The organism is Nocardia sp. NPDC058705, from assembly GCF_042749305.1.
Classification (GTDB): domain Bacteria; phylum Actinomycetota; class Actinomycetes; order Mycobacteriales; family Mycobacteriaceae; genus Nocardia.
In genome coordinates this window covers 204101-216891 of the sequence record NZ_JBHYRN010000007.1, presented here as the reverse complement: position 1 = coordinate 216891, position 12791 = coordinate 204101, and the positions used below count along the sequence as shown (strand labels likewise).

Sequence of the window (12791 nt, the reverse complement as noted above, 5' to 3'; positions counted from 1 at the left end):
CATGACTCGACCCGGATCCGCCTCGGGGTGGGCGGATCCGGGTCGACCGAACCGGACTCAGCAGGTGCTGGGCGCCGGTTCCCCCTGCAGCCGGGCATCGAGCCAACTCAGCGCGGAAGGCAGTCCGAGCACAGCTGCGGTCAGGTGGTCAGGGGTCGGTGTCTGCTGGCTGACAACCTTGGCGCCCGCAGCACACCAGCGATGCATGGTCGAGGTGATCGCCTCGACCGGGATGAGTCCATCGATCGGCGAATGCCATTCGAAGACAGGCATTGTCGGCGCACCGGGATAGAGCTCGAGGCTGTTCTCCTCCACCACGGCGCGCGCCTCGGGATCCTCCACCAGCGAAGTCGTGGCCGCGAAGTCGAGAATGCCGCGCCCGGCGCCCGCACCGAGAATGTCGTTGGTGCAGGCGTCGCGGATCGAGGCGCGGGCGGCCAGGCCGCTGGCGTTCATCTGCTCGCTGATCGGAAACCGTTGGGGGTACTCACGTTCCAGGCCGATCCCCGCGGCCAGCGCGAGTCCGAAGACCGGATGCGATCCGAAGCCGAGGCCCTCGAGCATCGAGACCAGGTTCATCGGCACCCCGCCCATCGCCGCACCCGCGATCTCCAGCTCGGGCGCGTACTCGGGCTGCAGCGCCGCCGCCCACGCCGTCGCCATGCCGCCACCGGAGTACCCGGCCATCGCGACCCGGCTACCGGCCACCCGCAACTGCTCCACCTGGCGCACCGCGCGAATGCCGTCGAGGGTCACCTGACCGCCCAATTTCGCTGCGCCATAGGCGAAATTGGGTCCGAGGTGATCGGGCACGGCCATCGTCCACCCGCGCTTGAGCGCGTAGTTCCAGGCCACCGCCTCGCGCACCATCAGATCCGGGTCGTCGGTGTAGAGCACTTTGGACACCGAGCAGCGCGTACCGAGGCCGTTGATGATGTGCTGATAGGACAGCACGGGAGCATCAGGGCGATGGTTGTTCGGCTGCAACACCGTGGTCGTCGCCGCGATCGGATCGCCCGCGGAGTTGGTGGAGCGGAACTGGATCAGGGTGATCGTGGTGTCGGGGAACATCGCCAGCGGCGGCATCGCCCGCACCCCGAGGACGTCGCCGGGCTGGCTGTCGGCGATATCGGCGGGCTGGCTGTAGAAGGGGTCGGAGTCGGCAGTCGGGTACAGCGGTGTGGCTTGCCCCGCCGCGGCGGGGCCGACAATGAGCACTGCCGCCGCCAAGCAGGCCAATAGTGTTCGTCGCGGCCGACTGTGTCGTGCCGCGGCAACCCAGATCATGCGGCTGTCCCTCCCGTGTCGCTGCTGTTGTGAGCGATCATCGCCGGTACCGTGGCTCCTCGTCGACGGGTCACGCCGAACATCGGCGGAGCTCACAACCTCGCCCATCCGAAGTTGTGATCGGAAGCAGGGAGTTCCGATATGCGGACGCACCGCCACGGCGACAGGTGGATTGTGAGATCTCCAAGCGAAATCGGAACGTGTTCCGCTCGATGGTGCAAGACCTACCGTCGAGTAGGAAGGCGCTCACCAGTGCCGGGGCGAAAGGAGCACGCCATGATTCCCACCGACGAGAACATCGCCGCCACCCTCCACCGCATCGACCCGAACGAGATACCGACCCGGCGGATCACGGTCTACTTCGATGGCCCGACTCCTGAGGACGCACTGGTGCTCGAATACGCGGCGACTCAGGCGGAGGCCTGGGAATTCACCTCGGCGGCGGTGCATTCCGGCCTGCTGGTGACCGTCGACGGCCAGGTCGGCCCCGGCCTGCGCCGATTGCCCTGCCGATCCCTGTGGCACTGACAGCTGCGGCGCCGCCCCGCCGAGCGCACTAGGCTGGCGAGGCGGGCGCTCGCAGGCCCCGCGGTGACAGAGAGGGCGAACGTGACACGGTGGCAGTACCAGCTCGCACTCCTCGCCGCCATGACCGCCATGACCGGATGCGATGCGGCCGACACCACCGACAGCGCGCCATCGACCAGCGCCCCCACGACTACGACCACCCTGCGCGTGCCCGCCACCATCGCACCGCCCACCACCACCGTCGATCCGTACGCGGGTCTGCCCCTCATCGATCACGTGACCTGGACCGAGAACGCCGACGGCCCCCGCCTGCTCGTCTTCCCCACCCAGGCCGGCCGCAAGACCGCCGCACCCGGCACCGACGAGCTGGCCTGGCAGGAGGTCCGCGCCCTCGACGCCGACGCCGACGCGCCGGGCATGCGTGACCAGTTCCTTTGTCACTGGGTGTGGGCCAGGATGGTGGCACCCGACAAACCGAGCTGGAATCTCGAACCGTGGCGCCCCGACGTCGGCTATCAGGCCACGGTGTCGGCGAACTGCAATCCCGGCGGCCCCGAACGCTGATAGGAGCACCCCATGCGCATCGTCATCGCTGGTGGACACGGCAAGATCGCGCTCTTGCTCGCCCAGCTACTGACCCGCCGCGGTGACCAGGTCCACGCGCTCATCCGGGAACCGAGCCAGGCCGCCGATATCGTCGCGACCGGCGGCGTCCCGGTCATCTACGACATGGAACGCGACACCCCCGCCGACCTCGCGGCCGCGGTCGCCGGTTCGGATGCGGTGGTGTTCGCCGCAGGGGCGGGTGCGGGCAGCGGTGCCGCACGCAAGTACACGGTCGATCTCAACGGTTCGGTCCAGCTCGCCGACGCCGCCGAGCACACCGGCGTCGCGCGGTTCGTGCAGATCTCCACCATGGGCGCGGGCAGCCCGCCCGCACCGGGGACCGACGAGGTGTGGGCCGCCTACCTCGACGCCAAGACCCGCGCCGAAGAGGATCTGCGGACGCGCGATCTGGACTGGACGATCCTGCGACCGGGCCTGCTCACCGACACCGAAGGCAACGGTCTGATCACGCTCGGACCGCCGCCGATTTCGCGTGCCGCGGTGCCGCGTGCCGACGTCGCCGCGACGCTCACGTCGATCTTGGTCGCGGACAACACTTTTCGACGTACTCTCGAGCTAGTTTCCGGAGCGGAGCCGATCGAGTCGGCCGTCGCGGCCATTCGATAACCAGAAATTAACTATCGCAATCAATTTCGTTCACACGGCGCGATTTCCACCGACCCGCACCCCGGCGTCGTCATCCGATGAACACAGTGAGCCGCCGGTCACGCCACTATTCGAGCGCAGACCGCGGAGAAGGCTGTGACGTGAACCCGAATTCGCCGCTCAGAAGCCGGGAAAAGCACCGCATCGAGACGGAATCGATAGTGCAGATGTGCTTGCATCTGAAAGTGACTCCGTCCTAAACTCAGGGCCGCAACACCATTCAGGGGATAGTCAGGGGAGGCCGCGAGCGGCGCACCCGAGGTCAGGATTGCCTTGGGTTTGCCACTGCCTGAGTAGCACAGGGGCATTGACATGAACAACACCACAGGGCGTTTCGGCCTCGCTGATCGCACGGTGACCACTCACCCCGGCACCGCACAGTGGTCGAGGGAAAGCGCGGTCGCCTTCGTCATCGACGCCGTGGAATCCACCGGCGCGGCGACCCGCAATGATTTCGATATCGACCGGATCGTGAGCACCGCCCACGAACTGGCCGACGATTGGGATCTGCAGATGCTGACCCCCGATACCTTCTGGCGCATCGCCGCCGGCTGTATCCGGTACTGAGTAGCGGATACAACAGCTCTCGCGTCGGTATCGGGGCCTCGCTCAGTCCCGCTCGGCGTATTCCAGCAGGACCTCTCGCGAACGGTCCGGCCGCAAGGCCTGCACGCTGAGCTGATCCATCACCGACAGGTACAGCGCGAGATCCTGGCGCCGCTCGAGATAGAGCGCGCTGGTGAGTTGCTCGAGGTAGACGATATCGGGCAGTTCCGGCTCACCGAAACGCAAGATGCTGAACGAACTGCCCGCTGCGGCGTGCCCACCCGCCGAGTACGGCAGCACCTGCACCGTCACATTCGGCAGCTCCGACAACTCGACCAGGTGACGCAACTGCGCCCGGTGCACCTCACGTCCGCCGATCGGCCGGTGCAGGACGGCCTCGTCGATCACCGCCCACACCACGGGCGGGTCGAGCCGGCGCAGGACGTCCTGGCGCTTCTGCCGAACCTGGACGCGGCGATCGGTTTCGGCGTCGTCGACCCCGAGCGTGACGATGGCCCTGGTGTATTCCGGCGTCTGCAGCAGGCCGGGCACCAACTGGGCCTCATAGGTGCGGATCTGGCTGGCCGCCTGCTCGAGCCCGAGGTAGGTACTGAACCACGACGGCAGCAGATCGCTGTAGCGATGCCACCAGCCGGGTTCGCTTGCCTGCCTGGCCAATTCGAAGAACGCGGTGCGCTCGCCGGGGTCGTGCACGCCGTAGAGGGTGAGTAGATCCCGGATGTCGCGTTCCTTGAAACCGGTGCGGCCCAACTCGAGACGGCTGATCTTCGCGTGCGAGCCGCGGATCGCGTCGCCCGCTGCCTCGCGGGTGATGCCTTTGCCCTCGCGTAGCTTGCGCAACTGACCGCCGAGCGCGATGCGCAACACGGTGGGGCCACGGTCGACAACAGGTTGTACGCGACCGATCTCGTCGGGTTCAGCCGTCATGGACCCAGATGTTACCGATTACCCGGTCAGATAGTCGAACTCTCCGGCCTTCGCGCCGCGGATGAACGCGTCGATCTCGGGCCGGGTGTAGAAGATCACCGAGCCGTGCGGGTCGCGCGAGTTGCGCACCGCGACCGAACCGTCGGCGGCTTCGGCGACCTCGACGCAGTTTCCGCTCGGGTTGCTGTAGGTGCTCTTGCGCCACGCGCCGGGTTCCGGGCGTTCGCGCTGATCATGCTGCATTCCGGACATACCGCACTCCTCGTTCTCGAATGGTGCCCAACGGTACGAAAATTGCAGATGCACACACAAACGTTCTTGCATCTGCCTTGCGCGATGGGGACATTAACATGCGAAACGGCACCGCGCACCGGTCGGTACTTACCCGACGTCAGGACCGAGGCCACGATCCGAGCGACTCGTCCAGCCCCCTGAATTCGTAAGGGCCACAACCCCATCGCGGCCCGACACGGCCTGAACGAACGTGCAGATGTGCTTGCATTTGAAAACGAACCACCCGTAGACTCAGGCCGCAAGATCATCGGGAGGCACGTCGGCTCTACCAGCCCGGCAGACCTCCCGTCGCCGGATGGGAGGGGACTTCGATGAGTAGTCCGTTTCAGCGACACCTCGCTGTCGCCGACGCACCGCCCACCGCGTGTAGTGACGAGCCGAACGGGCTCACCTACCGTCAGGCGCGCGAGATGCTGCGCCAGCACGACATCCACGGTCCGCAGTGTCGCCAGTGGCTGGCCGCGGCGGCGTATCTGTCCGCGGGGCTGGACGACGAATAGTCCGGTTGTGACGTCGATGTGCTGGTCAGGTCGGTGCCGACCGGTCATACTCGGCAGCAACGACCGATCCGGACAGGTGGTGCGCGGATGCGTATATCGGAGATCTTGCGTCATAAGGGCACGGCGGTGACCACGGTGCCACCGCAAACCACGGTGTGCGACCTCCTCGCCGCGCTGGCCGCGCACAATATCGGCGCGGTGGTCGTCTCCCCCGACGGTGCGCAGATCGCGGGCATCGTGTCCGAACGCGATGTGGTACGCCACCTCCATGCCCATGGCGCCGCGCTGCTGGATCGGCCCGTCAGCGACATCATGACCGCCCGGGTGCGCACCTGTGGGCCCGAGGACGATGTGTCGTCGCTGCGAGATGTGATGACCGAGCACCGGATCCGGCACATGCCGGTGGTGGAGTCCGAGCGGCTGATCGGCATCGTCAGCATCGGTGACGTGGTGAAGAGCGAGATCACCGAACTGGCCGCCGAACGCGAACACCTGGTCGAGTATCTCCAGGGAAATTACTGAGCGCAGCAGACGAAAAGCGTTGCGCCTGAGAATTCTTCGCGAGCCGCGCCGCAAACGTGCGTATCGTTGAACAGGTGCACCCCGCCCGGCCCGAGCTCGCCGCAGCCTCGGCGCTGCGGCACGCACCCACCCCGGTGCCCGCGACGATTCGCGCGCGATTTCCCGCCATGGCCGATTCCACGCTGGTCTACCTCGACAGTGCCGCGACGACACAGAAGCCCGACACCGTCATCGCGGCCGTCACCGACTACCACCGTAGGCACACCGCCAACGCAGGCCGGGGCGCCTATGGGTGGGCCACCTCGCTGTCGGCGCAGATCGCCGCCGTCCGGACCCGGGCGGCCGGTTTCGTCGGCGCGCGGCACCCCGACGACATCGTGTTCACCAGCGGAGCGACCGCCGCGCTCAACGCGGTCGCGCACAGTTGGGGTCTGGCCGAGCTGAACGACGGCGACGAGATCCTCTACAACCCGGCCGACCACGCCGCGAATGTGCTGCCGTGGCACCACCTGCGCGACACCCTCGCCAGATTCAGTCGCCGAATCGTGTTGCGCCCCTTTCGAAGCACGGCGACCGGCGAGGCCGATATCGATGACATCCTCGCGCAGGTCGGTCCGCGCACCCGCCTCATCACCACCAGCCACCTGCATCACGTGTACGGCGGGCTCACCACCCTCGAGGAATTGCACGGCCGGATAGATCCCGCGATCCTGCTGTGCTTCGACTGCGCGCAGAGCGGTGGTCATCTACCGGTGGACGTCACCGCCCTACGCGCCGATTTCGCGGTCTTCGCGGGGCACAAGATGTTCGGTGCGCCCGGTACGGGACTGCTGTACTGCCATCCGCGAGTGCACGATCGGTTGCGCCCCTTCCTGCCGGGCGGGCATTCCGGGGTCACGATCACCGATGCCGGCCTCGTCGGCACCGGGATGCCCGAGCTCCTGGAAGGCGGCACCCACAACATCCCCGGAATACTGTCCCTGGCACCGGCTTTCGATCTGCTGGACGAATTCGACAGGTTCGCGGTCGCCGCGCACAACCGGGTGCTCACGCTGCGCCTCATCGACGGTCTGCGCGAGATTCCCGGGATCGATTTCCTCCCCGGGCCCGCGCACGCGCCGTGCAACGTCGGCTACGGGATCGTCTCGTTCACCCTCGACCCGATCACCGCCGCCGATCTCGGGTTCGTGCTGGCCGATGCCGGATTCATGGTGCGGACCGGGGCGCACTGCGTGCCATCGGCCGATGCCGGGAGCGGCTCGGTGCGGGTGAGTACCCAGCTCTACAACACCCTCGACGAGATCGACCGATTCGTCGCCTGTGTGTCCGGCATCGCCGGGCACGGGCGCTGACCTGCCCCGACGCCGAGGAGGAACGATGGGTACACCCACCGTGCAGCACCACGATCGCCGCGCCGCGTCCAGGATCCTGGCCCGTCTGGCCGCCCCCGGACTCTTCGCCGCCACCGACCTGCCGTCTCCGGCCCGTATCTCCTTCCGCACCAGCACATTACGGCCCGAACCCGATGCCACGCTGACACAGTCGCAGCGGATGTATCTGGAACGGTTCATGCGACCGTGCCGCCCCGACCAGGTGACCAGCGCGACCCACCGCCTCACCTGGACCGACAGCGCGGGCATCCCCAACACCGGGTACTTCCGTACCGCCGGTGCGGGGCCCGAGCTCGCGGTGATCGCACGGGAAACCGTTCTCGCGCTCTGGCATTCGCTTGCCGCTTCCGGCTTGCCGGAGCGGGCGGCGGCCCTGGCCGCCGACGATCAGGCCGTCCTCGCCGCGACCACCACCGATCACGATCCGCACGAGATCTTCCGGGTCGGGATCGAGGCCACCGGACGCGCGCTGGTCCAGCACGGGCTGATCGCCGCCGACACCCCCTATCGCGGTGTCGTCGAATTCGCCAGGGGGATCCACGATTCCGGCATCTTCACCGCCGTCGCCGCCCGCTGGTTCTGGGAATTGCAGGCTTCGACGTTCCGGCGCGGGATGATCCCGGTGCGCTTGACCGCCCAGCCCGACGGGTCGGTGCGCTACACCGCCGATTCGATCGCCGTCCTGCGCGCGATGAAGGACGCCACCATCGCCGACGCGCACGCGGTGATGCTGCGCGCGACCACCGAGGAAGGCCTCGACACCGAGGCTGCCGTCGCGAAATACCACGACGATCTGGACTTGATCTCACGGCAGTACGCGCTGCTGCCCGCCGACGTCCACCCCACCTGCCTCGCTGCGACGCAGCACGATGTCGACGGTGCGGGCGTGCACGTGCTCGCCGCGGTTTCCGACCGGTTCGTCGAGACGTTCGCCGCGCTGGCGGACACGGTGGAGGTGGTCGAGGACCTGACCGAGGCGCTACCAGGAACCGAGCACGACGACGGTGTCTTCTACGTGCCCGATATGAGCTGTCGGCACTGTGTCCGCACGATCACCGCGGTGCTCGAGTCGATGGATATCCCTGTCGTCGAGGTCGATCTGGAATCCAAGCGCGTGATCGCCCGGATCCGGAGCCCGCGCAACAGGTTCCGCGTGTTCGAGGCCTTGCGCGACGGCGGCTACAACCCGGTCGACGACGTGCCGGCGCAGGTGCCGGGCACGTCGGTGGGATGATCCCGCCAGCCGTTCCCGCCGCGCTGCACCCGCTCGTCGCCGCGTTCCTCGCCGACCGCGACGGCGTGGGCGCGGTGCTGCGCCGCTACGGCTCTCCCCTGCACCTGGTGTTCCCGCAGGTCTTCACCGCCAACCTCGCGGCACTGCGTGCCGCGCTCGGTGCCGCGGGTCTGCGACATCGAATCTGCTATGCGCACAAGGTGAATCGCTCCGAAGCATTCGCCCGGGCCGCCGCGCATGCGGGGATTTCGGTCGATGTGGCGTCTGCGCAGGAGCTGCGTTCGGCGCTGGCCGCCGGGTTCCCGGCCGAGCGGATCGAGGTGACCGGACCCAAAGGGGGCGCGATGCTGCGTGCGGTCGTGTCGGCGGGGGTGACGGTGAACGTGGACAATCTGTGGGAGATGTCCACGCTGGCCGAACTCGCGGGCTCGGAAGTGCCTGTGCTGCTCCGTGTTTCGGGATTTCCCGGTAGCTCACCGAGCCGGTTCGGTATCGATCTGACAGAGATCCCGGCGGCGCTGGATCTGCTCGTTCGGCACCGAGATCGGTTGCGGCTGCTCGGTTTCGCCTTCCACCTCGATACCGCGGCCACGACCGAACGGGTGAACGCCGTGGGTGACTGTCTCGAACTGATCGAACTCGCCTACGCACGGGGGCTCGCGCCGACGGTGCTCGATATCGGCGGTGGCCTGCGCCAAGTCTTCACGGCCGACGCGGCGGGGTACGACGCGTATGACCGTGCGTTGCGGGAAGGTCTGCTCGGGCGCGGCCCCGCGATGCACTGGGGCAACAACACTTTCGGGTATCACGTCGCCGAGGGAATGGTGCACGGCGGGCCGGTGTTCCACAAGTACGCCAATACCGAACCCGCCACCGCCATCCTCGCCGAGCTACTCGCCGCGCCGCTGCCCGGGCACGGCGGGCGGGCGTTGGGGACGGTGCTCACCGACAATCTCCTCGACCTGTGGCTCGAACCGGGTAAGGCGCTGGTCGACCATGCCGGTATCACCGTGGCGCAGGTCGAATTCGTCAAACGGGCGGGCAACGGTGCGACGCTGGTGCATCTGGACCTCAGCCGCGACACCGTCACCGCCGCCGACCAGGAGGTGCTCATCGATCCGATCGTGCTGTCCACCGAAGTCGAAACCCGGCCTGTCGGCGTCTATTTCGCGGGGCATCTGTGCCTCGAGCGCGACCTGATCACCCAGCGTCAGGTGCGCCTCGAACGGTTGCCCTCCCCCGGCGATCCGGTGGTGTTCGCCAATACCGCCGCCTACCACATGGATCTGTCGGCCGCACAGGCCAGCATGCACCCGGTTCCCGCGAAAGCCGCTGTGCTGCAGCACGAGGGACGGTTCACGGTCTGGCCCGACGCCGACTATCGCCCCGGTGACCGGTGATGGTCTACACCCACATCACCGAGCTGATCGGCAACACGCCCCTGCTTCGCCTCGACCCGGCCGTGCACGGATTGGCCGATGTCGAGCTGTACGCGAAACTGGAGTCGCACAATCCTTTCGGCTCGGTGAAAGACCGGGTCGCCTGGGCGATGATCCGCGACGACCTCGCCCGCATCGGCGCGGACGGCCAGTCGCTCATCGAGGCGTCGAGCGGCAACACCGCCAAAGCACTGCGGGTCATCGGCGCACTCCACGGCATACCGCTGCGGGCGGTGACCAATCGGATCAGGGTGGGCGAGGTCCGCCAGCTGCTACAGCTGCTCGGCACCGAGATCGTGGAGCTGCCCGGCCTGTCCGAATGTCCCGATCCGCATGCCGCCGACGATGTTTCGGCGGTCATCGAGCAGACCGTCAGCCAGGCGCCGGATCGCTGGTATCACCCCTCGCAGTACACGAACGAGCGCAATATCGCGGCCCATCACGACGGCACCGGGACCGAGATCGCCGCCGACCTCGCGGAAGCGGGTGTCGGGCATCTCGACTATCTCATCGGCGGCCTCGGGACCACCGGTTCCACGCGCGGCACCGCGACCGCCCTGCTGGCCCACCATCCTCAGCTGCGCACCATCGGGGTGGTGTCGGACCGGTTCGATTTCATCCCCGGTATCCGCTCCGAGCGCGAGATGTGGGACGTCGGCCTGTTTCGGCCCGATTTCTACGACGAGATCGTCACCGTCGACTCCGCCGCCGCCATCGAAGCGACCCTCGATCTGGTCCGCGGCTACGGCGTGCTCGCCGGACCGACCAGTGGCGCAGGCTATTTCGCCGCTCTACGTACCCTGGCGGCCGCACCGCGACCCGAGGGAAGACCGCTGGTGGCCGTGCTGATCGTGTGCGACCGGATCGAACCGTATCTGTCCTATTTCGCCAAACGCAGGCCCGATCTGTTCGGCAAGGCGACCGCGCCGGCACCCCCGAGCCCCGACGACACCGCGCCCACCCTCTCACCGGCAGCACTGACCGAACTCGATCGCACCGGCAGACCCACCGTCGTCGACACCCGTGGCGCGATGGCTTACCGGGTCGGCCACGTCCCCGGCGCGCTCAACATCCGCGACGATCAACTCGACGACATGCTCACCCATGGCGTGCCGTTTCCGCGGTCGCGGCCGGTGGTGTTCGTCTGCCCGGTGGGTGAGACCTCGCGGCGTTTCGCCGCACTGGCACACCGTGCGGGCTACGACGCGTTCAGTCTCGCGGGCGGCATCGTCGCGTGGCGTGACGCGGGCTACGCCATGGAACGCGGCGGCTGATCAGACGAGCACCCTGGTGGCGCGGCGGACCGTGTTCAGCGAGGGGCCACGGGCGGTGTTGGCCGCCAACGCTGTCAGCGGGCCCCGATACCCGTCGGCGAGCAGTCCGACCACCGCGCGGAAACGGGCGACGAACTGCTGTGCGGTCGCCTCGTCGAATCGGGCGATCGGATAGATGAACGACCCGTCGATACCGATCGGCGCGCCCAGCGGGTCGTAGTGATCGGCGAGCCCGAACTCGAGATCGTGCTTGGCCCTGACCACCCCGATCGGCACCTCGGTGATCGAGAGTCCCTGCGCCGAAGCCGATTCCGTCCGTGGCGCATCGGCGCGCTGGAGGATGAGCGTCGCCTGGAACAGCGGCAGCGCGGCATCCTGCAGCAGGCAGCGTTTGAGGCGGGGGTTGGGAGTGTCGGGATGGGCGTAGGCGGCGAGCGCGACCCGGCGCACCTGTTCCAGGAGCTCCTCGACATCGCGCGCGCGGTCCAAGCGGACCCGCATCAGCACGTCGTCGGAGAAGTTGCCGACGAGGTCGTCGAGCAGGCGGTGATCACGACCCGAGATCGCCGTGGCCACAGTGACATCGGAGCAGTGCGCGAAGGCACCGACGGTGAGGGCGAAGGCGGCCTGCAACACCATGAACAGGCTCGCTCGCCCGTCCTGCGCCAACCGCAGCAGCCCGGCGTGGGTCGCGGCGTCGAACGAAATCGGCAGCAGCGCACCGGCGACCGGATCGATCGGTGTCGACGGCTGTTCGCGCACGGGCAGGTCGAGCAGGTCGGGACGACCGGCCAGTGCGTTGGCCCAGTAGCGCAGCTGATGGGTGGCGCGGCTCCACTCGTCGGTGAACTCGCCGAGCTGCTCGTGCTTCCACAGGGTGTAGTCGGTGTAGTTGATCGGCAGCGGCGCCCACTGCGGGGCGCTACCGGCGCGGCAGGCCGAGTAGGCGGTGACCAGATCGCGAATCAGCGGCCTCATCGAGCGCCCGTCGACCGAGATGTGGTGCACGACAAGCGCCAGCACCACATCGTCGGGGCCGAGCACGAACAGCCGCGCGCGCATCGGCAGGTCGCGGGTGAGGTCGAAGGACTGTTCGGCCAGCGCGGCGACCGCGGGCGCGAGTTCGGCTTCACCGATGACACATTCGGCCACATCCAGGACGGCATCGCCGGGGTCGATCACCTGCTGCGCGGGGCCGCACTCGGTGGCCGGATAACGGGTTCGCAGCGGATCATGGCGGGCGACAAGGAGTTTCAGCGCCGCACGCAATGCCGAAACGTCGACGGCCGCGCCGCGCAGGCGGATGGCCCGCGCGACATTCCAGTCCGCCGACCGGCCGCGCCGCGCGGCGTGCCACATCCGTTCCTGCGCGGGCGCGAGCGGCACGTGGGCCGGACACGGTCGCGGCGCGAGAACCGGTGGAGCGGCGGGCCGGAAACACACCGGGATACCTCCGGTGCGCGCCGCCGTCGGCGCAACACCGCGAACCGAGTCCAATCCCCCCGAGCTCATCCCCACACCGGGGCTCACCACGCGTCTACAACCTCCACACCGAT

General features: G+C 67.9%; 14 protein-coding genes. 10 read left to right on the top strand and 4 right to left on the bottom strand.

Translation table 11 applies throughout. From position 1 onward, the window contains the following. Positions 1 to 57: 57 nt before the first annotated feature. Positions 58 to 1287, bottom strand: a complete 1230-nt coding sequence (locus tag ACFW6D_RS12325; RefSeq protein ID WP_379327501.1) for a lipase family protein — start codon at positions 1285 to 1287, stop codon at positions 58 to 60. A 276-nt stretch (positions 1288 to 1563) separates the two neighbouring features. Between ACFW6D_RS12325 and ACFW6D_RS12320 the strand changes: the two genes are divergently transcribed. The 4 genes from ACFW6D_RS12320 (at position 1564) to ACFW6D_RS12305 (ending at position 3654) form a co-directional block, all read left to right on the top strand. Next, the gene (locus tag ACFW6D_RS12320) at positions 1564 to 1815 is read left to right on the top strand and encodes a hypothetical protein (protein WP_379229559.1); all 252 of its coding nucleotides are present in this window, start codon (positions 1564 to 1566) and stop codon (positions 1813 to 1815) included. Positions 1816 to 1896: 81 nt separating this feature from the next. Further along, complete coding sequence (locus tag ACFW6D_RS12315; RefSeq protein ID WP_379327499.1) at positions 1897 to 2379, top strand: DUF2599 domain-containing protein; 483 nt, start codon at positions 1897 to 1899, stop codon at positions 2377 to 2379. Between the two features lie 12 nt (positions 2380 to 2391). Continuing rightward, positions 2392 to 3048, top strand: a complete 657-nt coding sequence (locus ACFW6D_RS12310) for an SDR family oxidoreductase (protein WP_379327497.1) — start codon at positions 2392 to 2394, stop codon at positions 3046 to 3048. 351 nt (positions 3049 to 3399) lie between these two features. Further along, positions 3400 to 3654 carry a hypothetical protein gene (locus ACFW6D_RS12305; RefSeq protein ID WP_379327495.1) on the top strand — a complete coding sequence of 85 codons (255 nt, stop codon included), beginning with the start codon at positions 3400 to 3402 and terminating at the stop codon, positions 3652 to 3654. Positions 3655 to 3696: 42 nt separating this feature from the next. Here the strand turns inward: ACFW6D_RS12305 and ACFW6D_RS12300 are convergent, their stop codons facing one another. Both ACFW6D_RS12300 and ACFW6D_RS12295 read right to left on the bottom strand, forming a co-directional pair. Continuing rightward, positions 3697 to 4581 (bottom strand): helix-turn-helix domain-containing protein, encoded by an 885-nt coding sequence (locus ACFW6D_RS12300; RefSeq protein ID WP_379327493.1) that lies wholly within the window; start codon positions 4579 to 4581, stop codon positions 3697 to 3699. An 18-nt stretch (positions 4582 to 4599) separates the two neighbouring features. Continuing rightward, positions 4600 to 4833 carry a DUF397 domain-containing protein gene (locus ACFW6D_RS12295; protein WP_379327491.1) on the bottom strand — a complete coding sequence of 78 codons (234 nt, stop codon included), beginning with the start codon at positions 4831 to 4833 and terminating at the stop codon, positions 4600 to 4602. A gap of 353 nt (positions 4834 to 5186) precedes the next feature. Here ACFW6D_RS12295 and ACFW6D_RS12290 point away from each other — a divergent pair, with 353 nt between their 5' ends. The 6 genes from ACFW6D_RS12290 to ACFW6D_RS12265 all read left to right on the top strand — a co-directional run bounded on the left by ACFW6D_RS12290 (position 5187) and on the right by ACFW6D_RS12265 (position 11235). Next, positions 5187 to 5375: a hypothetical protein gene (locus ACFW6D_RS12290; RefSeq protein ID WP_379327489.1), complete on the top strand. Its 189-nt coding sequence runs from the start codon at positions 5187 to 5189 to the stop codon at positions 5373 to 5375. Between the two features lie 87 nt (positions 5376 to 5462). After that, a complete protein-coding gene (locus ACFW6D_RS12285; protein ID WP_379327487.1) occupies positions 5463 to 5897 on the top strand; it encodes a CBS domain-containing protein in 435 nt (144 codons plus the stop codon). A gap of 74 nt (positions 5898 to 5971) precedes the next feature. Continuing rightward, positions 5972 to 7249 (top strand): aminotransferase class V-fold PLP-dependent enzyme, encoded by a 1278-nt coding sequence (locus tag ACFW6D_RS12280; RefSeq protein ID WP_379327485.1) that lies wholly within the window; start codon positions 5972 to 5974, stop codon positions 7247 to 7249. Positions 7250 to 7274: 25 nt separating this feature from the next. After that, positions 7275 to 8522, top strand: a complete 1248-nt coding sequence (locus tag ACFW6D_RS12275) for a heavy-metal-associated domain-containing protein (RefSeq protein ID WP_379327483.1) — start codon at positions 7275 to 7277, stop codon at positions 8520 to 8522. Next, positions 8519 to 9922, top strand: coding sequence for an alanine racemase (locus tag ACFW6D_RS12270; RefSeq protein WP_379327481.1), 1404 nt, complete (start codon positions 8519 to 8521; stop codon positions 9920 to 9922). Before ACFW6D_RS12275 ends, ACFW6D_RS12270 begins: the two co-directional genes overlap by 4 nt. Beyond that, the gene (locus ACFW6D_RS12265; RefSeq protein WP_379327479.1) at positions 9922 to 11235 is read left to right on the top strand and encodes a pyridoxal-phosphate dependent enzyme; all 1314 of its coding nucleotides are present in this window, start codon (positions 9922 to 9924) and stop codon (positions 11233 to 11235) included. Before ACFW6D_RS12270 ends, ACFW6D_RS12265 begins: the two co-directional genes overlap by 1 nt. Here ACFW6D_RS12265 and ACFW6D_RS12260 read toward each other — a convergent pair whose 3' ends face one another. Continuing rightward, complete coding sequence (locus tag ACFW6D_RS12260) at positions 11236 to 12747, bottom strand: condensation domain-containing protein (RefSeq protein ID WP_379327477.1); 1512 nt, start codon at positions 12745 to 12747, stop codon at positions 11236 to 11238. Positions 12748 to 12791: the final 44 nt, after the last annotated feature.

Bases quoted from the DNA above. Each gene is read 5' to 3' on its own strand.
- ACFW6D_RS12325 (WP_379327501.1), bottom strand. From the start codon at position 1,287: ATGATCTGGGTTGCCGCGGCACGACACAGTCGGCCGCGACGAACACTA.
- ACFW6D_RS12320 (WP_379229559.1), top strand. From the start codon at position 1,564: ATGATTCCCACCGACGAGAACATCGCCGCCACCCTCCACCGCATCGAC.
- ACFW6D_RS12310 (WP_379327497.1), top strand. From the start codon at position 2,392: ATGCGCATCGTCATCGCTGGTGGACACGGCAAGATCGCGCTCTTGCTC.
- ACFW6D_RS12305 (WP_379327495.1), top strand. From the start codon at position 3,400: ATGAACAACACCACAGGGCGTTTCGGCCTCGCTGATCGCACGGTGACC.
- ACFW6D_RS12300 (WP_379327493.1), bottom strand. From the start codon at position 4,581: ATGACGGCTGAACCCGACGAGATCGGTCGCGTACAACCTGTTGTCGAC.
- ACFW6D_RS12295 (WP_379327491.1), bottom strand. From the start codon at position 4,833: ATGTCCGGAATGCAGCATGATCAGCGCGAACGCCCGGAACCCGGCGCG.
- ACFW6D_RS12290 (WP_379327489.1), top strand. From the start codon at position 5,187: ATGAGTAGTCCGTTTCAGCGACACCTCGCTGTCGCCGACGCACCGCCC.
- ACFW6D_RS12285 (WP_379327487.1), top strand. From the start codon at position 5,463: ATGCGTATATCGGAGATCTTGCGTCATAAGGGCACGGCGGTGACCACG.
- ACFW6D_RS12275 (WP_379327483.1), top strand. From the start codon at position 7,275: ATGGGTACACCCACCGTGCAGCACCACGATCGCCGCGCCGCGTCCAGG.
- ACFW6D_RS12270 (WP_379327481.1), top strand. From the start codon at position 8,519: ATGATCCCGCCAGCCGTTCCCGCCGCGCTGCACCCGCTCGTCGCCGCG.
- ACFW6D_RS12265 (WP_379327479.1), top strand. From the start codon at position 9,922: ATGGTCTACACCCACATCACCGAGCTGATCGGCAACACGCCCCTGCTT.
- ACFW6D_RS12260 (WP_379327477.1), bottom strand. From the start codon at position 12,747: ATGAGCTCGGGGGGATTGGACTCGGTTCGCGGTGTTGCGCCGACGGCG.